This is a genomic window from Nocardia sp. BSTN01 (assembly GCF_015354405.1).
Taxonomy (GTDB): Bacteria; Actinomycetota; Actinomycetes; order Mycobacteriales; family Mycobacteriaceae; genus Nocardia.
Genome location: NZ_JADKYP010000121.1, coordinates 1 through 4491, shown reverse-complemented (window position 1 = coordinate 4491; position 4491 = coordinate 1). Strand labels below are relative to the sequence as shown.

At 67.4% G+C, this 4491-nt stretch carries 6 protein-coding genes; 1 reads left to right on the top strand and 5 read right to left on the bottom strand.

The window, feature by feature from the left end; all coding sequences use genetic code 11:
* From IRT45_RS35950 to IRT45_RS35940, 3 genes are all read right to left on the bottom strand, one after another.
* A partial coding sequence (locus IRT45_RS35950; RefSeq protein ID WP_194810210.1) for a YhjD/YihY/BrkB family envelope integrity protein occupies positions 1-292 on the bottom strand: 292 nt, incomplete at its 3' end.
* A 49-nt stretch (positions 293-341) separates the two neighbouring features.
* Positions 342-1364: a tryptophan--tRNA ligase gene (gene trpS, locus IRT45_RS35945; protein WP_039776663.1), complete on the bottom strand. Its 1023-nt coding sequence runs from the start codon at positions 1362-1364 to the stop codon at positions 342-344.
* 69 nt (positions 1365-1433) lie between these two features.
* A complete protein-coding gene (locus tag IRT45_RS35940; protein WP_194810209.1) occupies positions 1434-2366 on the bottom strand; it encodes an oxygenase MpaB family protein in 933 nt (310 codons plus the stop codon).
* 99 nt (positions 2367-2465) lie between these two features.
* On the opposite strand from IRT45_RS35940, the gene IRT45_RS35935 reads away from it, so the two are divergent.
* Positions 2466-3173 (top strand): TetR/AcrR family transcriptional regulator, encoded by a 708-nt coding sequence (locus IRT45_RS35935; RefSeq protein WP_309241308.1) that lies wholly within the window; start codon positions 2466-2468, stop codon positions 3171-3173.
* A 6-nt stretch (positions 3174-3179) separates the two neighbouring features.
* Here IRT45_RS35935 and IRT45_RS35930 read toward each other — a convergent pair whose 3' ends face one another.
* Positions 3180-3701, bottom strand: a complete 522-nt coding sequence (locus IRT45_RS35930; protein ID WP_194810207.1) for a barstar family protein — start codon at positions 3699-3701, stop codon at positions 3180-3182.
* Positions 3701-4207, bottom strand: a complete 507-nt coding sequence (locus IRT45_RS35925; RefSeq protein WP_309241307.1) for a ribonuclease domain-containing protein — start codon at positions 4205-4207, stop codon at positions 3701-3703. Before IRT45_RS35925 ends, IRT45_RS35930 begins: the two co-directional genes overlap by 1 nt.
* Between the last annotated feature and the right edge of the window lie 284 nt (positions 4208-4491).

Sequence of the window (4491 nt, the reverse complement as noted above, 5' to 3'; positions counted from 1 at the left end):
TGGCCTGGTCGATCAGATCGTTGACCTGGCCGCCGAACGACCCCGGAATGTTCTCGACGATCTTGTCGCGCAACTCCTCGAGCAGGTGCGGATCGCGGGCGAGGACGAACCCGGCGACCGCGAAGGCGACCATCAGCAGCGGAAACAGCGACAGTACTGTGAAATACGTGATGCCGGCCGCGAAGTAGTCACCGCGCTGGCGCTGGTAGCTGCCGCCGGCGCGAACGGCGTGGTCCAGCCACGGCCGCGCTCGCACCTCACGTTGGATCCGCGCCTTGAGCTTGTCGAGCACCTGTCCTCCCGAACCTGTTCAACCGCAACACGGCCTCGCGCGGTACAGATCAGCGATGCAGGAAACCCACTCGGTCGTACACCTGCGCGAGGGTCTTACCGGCGATCTCGCGCGCCTGCTCGGCTCCGGTGGCGAGAATGCGATCGAGTTCGCCCTGATCGTCCAGATACTCTTGCACTTTCGCCTGCAGCGGTGTCACGAATTCCACCACGGCGTCGGCCACATCGGCTTTGAGCTCGCCGTATCCCTTACCCTCGAAGCCTTTTTCGAGTGTGACGATGGGCGTGTCGGTGAGCGAGGACAGAATCACCAGCAGGTTGCTGACGCCCGGTTTGGTCTCCGGGTCGTAGCGAATCTCCCGTTCGGTGTCGGTGACGGCCGAGCGGATCTTCTTCGCCGACACCTTCGGATCGTCGAGCAGACTGATCAGGCCCGCGTCGCTGGCGGCGGACTTGCTCATCTTGGAGGTCGGATCCTGCAGGTCGTAGATCTTCGCCGTGCCGGTGACGATATGCGGTTCGGGGACCACGAAGGTCTTCTTGAAGCGAGTGTTGAAGCGCTGCGCCAGGTTTCGGGTCAGCTCCAGGTGCTGGCGCTGATCCTCACCGACCGGCACCAGCTGCGGGCGGTACAGCAGGATGTCGGCCGCCATCAGGATCGGGTAGGTGAACAGGCCGACGGTCGCGTTGTCGGAACCCTGTTTGGCCGACTTGTCCTTGAACTGGGTCATCCGGCTGGCCTCGCCGAAGCCGGTGATGCAGCTCAGCACCCAGGTGAGCTCGGCGTGCTCGGGCACCTGACTCTGCACGAACAGGGTGGACCGCTTGGGGTCGATACCTATCGCGAGCAGCTGCGCGACACTGTGCAAGGTGCGGCTGCGCAGCTGCTTGGGGTCCTGCGACACCGTGATGGCGTGCATGTCCGGAATGAAGTAGAGCGCCTCGTAGTCGTCCTGCAGCGGCACCCAATACTGCAGCGCACCAAGGTAGTTGCCGAGGTGGAAGGAGTCGCTGGTCGGCTGGACGCCGGAGAGGACCCGCTGCTTGCGTTCGCTGGGGGCAGGACTGGACATGAACCGATCTTCCCATGCACGCCCAAGCGGTTTTTCCCGAGGGAGCGGGGAGGTGCGGCGCGGCGCCGCTCAGACCGCGTGCCGTTCGGCGTAGTTGCGCGGATCCACCCCCGGCATACTGGACCGACCGCTCGCGACCAGGTCCTTTTCCCGCCGGGTGATCAGGCGATAGACCGGGGCGCTCGGTCCGGACAGGGTGTCGCGCAGGACCGGCGGCGCGAGTGGCGGCCGCACGTGGGCGGTGCGCACGGCCTGCGCGAGCCCGCGATAGGCGAGCTCTTCGCGCCGGCCCCACCGGATGTCGTACATCCGCCGGATCCGCGGCGGGAGCGAGCCCTGGACAAGCAGATGCGCCCCGCTGCTTGCCTGCTGCCACGGGCGCGGCAGCGGATGCGGCACCTGCGCACCCGCCAGATACGAGCCGACCAGCCGCGCCTCGTCGGTCAGGTACAGCTCGTCCGAGGCGAGATAGGCATCGAAAACGCGCCGGAACGCCGGATAGTCGATGGGCGCGGCCGAACGCGGCATGCCGAACAGCTCACCCCAGCGCACGTAGTCCTGGTACAGGTCCTCCCGCTCGCCCGGAGTCAGCTTGCGCACCAGCACGTCGTGCATGACCTCGGCGGAGTCGGCGGTGAACGCCATGGTCATGAACATCAGGTGCGGGTCCAGCGCGGAGTAATGCGACCCGGCCGGATGATGCGGGCCCGCGTCCTCGGGCAGCACACCTTCGACGGGGACATGCCGCTTGCGGGTGAACGCCAGCGCGCGGTCGGCCTCGTCCTTGTCGCCGAGGAACACCGCCTCGAACAGGCGGCCGGTGAGCGCCAGCCGTGTGTAGGGGGTGGCGCGGTGGGCGGTGTTCTCGGCGGTGCCGACGAACAGCAGAGGATGGACCGCGCCGATCACCAGCGCCCGCAGGCCGTAGGTCAGTCCCACCGCGCGTTTGCGCATCACCCGGCGGATCATCGAATCGTCGGAGAAATATCCCGGACCAGGCATCGTCGCCCTCCTCGCATGGAATCTGGCAATAGCATTCACCAGAAACCCTTGTTCTGGCAAGAGCCCATGCCAGAATTGCGTCCGTGCCACAATCGGACCGTGACGGCACAGCGGACCTATGGCGGTATCTCGGCCGCCGAACGGCGCGCGGGCCGGCGTGCCGCGCTGCTCGACGCGGCACTCGAGATCATCGGCACCCAGGGCGCGGACAAGCTGACGGTCGCCGGGCTGTGCGCGCAGGCCGGGTTGAACGAGCGGTACTACTACGAACAGTTCACCGGCCGCGACGCCGTTTTGACCGCGCTGTTCGACGGCATCGCCGAGGAGCTGGCGTCCGCCATCGTGCAGGCGTTGCAGGAGGTGGCCGGCGGATCCGCAGCGGACACTCCGTCCGGCGCGCGGGACAACGCTGCCGACCCGTCCACGCGCCGAACCCGGCCGGAAACCCGCACGATGGCGCATGCCGCCGTCGCGGCCGGTATCCACGTGCTGACCGACGATCCGCGTAAGGCCCAGGTGGCGTTGGCGGTGAGCGCCTCCACGCCGGAGCTGCGCTCACGCACCCTGCAGACGATCGCCTCGTTCGCGAATCTGGTCGCCGCGCGCGGCATCGACTTCTACGCCCTGAGCACACCCACTCCCGACCCGGCGATCGGTTTCCGCGCGACCTACCTGGTGGGCGGCCTGGTGCAGACGCTCACCAGCTGGTTGCAGGGCGATATCGATATGACCCGGGAACAGCTCATCGACGAGACGACCGACGTGTTCGTCCTCCTCGGCGAGGATCTCGCCCATCGGCTGCGCTGAAGGGCCTCACGCCGGGTCGGCCATGGTGAGCTCGACCGGCGACAGCACCGCCGGATGCTGTTGCAGCACCACCCGGAAGACCGTGCCGTGCGCGGCCCAGTATTCGGCCGCCTGAGTCATCGCGTCGGCGAACCATTCCAGATCCTCGCGCTGGTCGGCCAGCAGCCCGCTCGAATCACGGATCACGACAACGTACCCCGGCGCCTCACCGACGAATTCGTCCAGATCGCGCAGACATTCGTCGAAGGCGTCGCGGTTGTCGCCGAAATAGTAGGGGAACTGCAGGGCGGCGGCGAATTCGTCGAAAACACCCGCGGTGGTGCGCATCTTCGTGCCCCGGACCTCGCGGGCGATATACCCGTCCGGGACCTGGAATCGCACCCCGCTGAACGGTCCGGCGCCGACGTCGAGCGCGCCGAGAACCGGCCCCGTCGCGGCCCGGTGGGCGCGGCCGTTCTGCCGCGCCGCCGCCGCATCGGAGCCGGCGGCCGGGGCGAGGAATTGCGACAACGACATGGTTTCGGCCATCAGCGCATCCTCGTGAAGGTCTGGTAGTGGTCGCCGGTGTAGTAGGCCGATCCGTCGCTGCCGGTCACGATGCGTTCGGCGTCGCGGGTCTGGCCGCGTTGCTTCGGGTTGACGTCCCATTCCTGATACGTGATCGCCTTACCGCTCGAGTCGGTCTTCGGCAGGGTTCCGGCGCGGTTCATCCACTGATCACCGCCCTTGGTGCCCGGCGCGTTCGCCGAACCGGGCCAGCGTCCGGCGTCGATTTCGACGAGGGTGGCGTAGGCGCGATCGGGCACGCCCGGCGCCCGGGTAGCCGACGCGGCGGGTGTCGCGCCGTTGCCGGGCGCGGGCGTGGCGGATGCGGTGGTGGACTGCGCGGCCTTGGTGGAGTGCACGGTCGCCGCCACCGAACTCGCGGTGTCGTGCGTGGTGGAACCGCCGCGCAGGCCCAGGACCCCGGCCACGATCGCCGCGATCACCAGCCCACCCAGAACCATCAGGATGCGAATTCTCTTGTCGGACATGTTCATCGGTGCCTGTTCATCGGTGCTGCCGGACTTGCGGAGGTCCCGTCCACGCTGACGGGGAGAACGACGAGTCGACTCGCCGCCCCGTCGGCCGGATGGTAGCGCGGCCCTCGTTCACGACAGACAAACCTACGGGACCACCCGGTGTCGTGTCCGAAAGGTTGATGCGGCGTCATGTGGGCGAGTTGTCATCGCCGCAGCTATCGGTAGCAGGCCCGGATAACTCGCACTGCCCGTGACGGCGAACAAATCGTGCAAACCTAGCCGTTTTTCGCACTTTC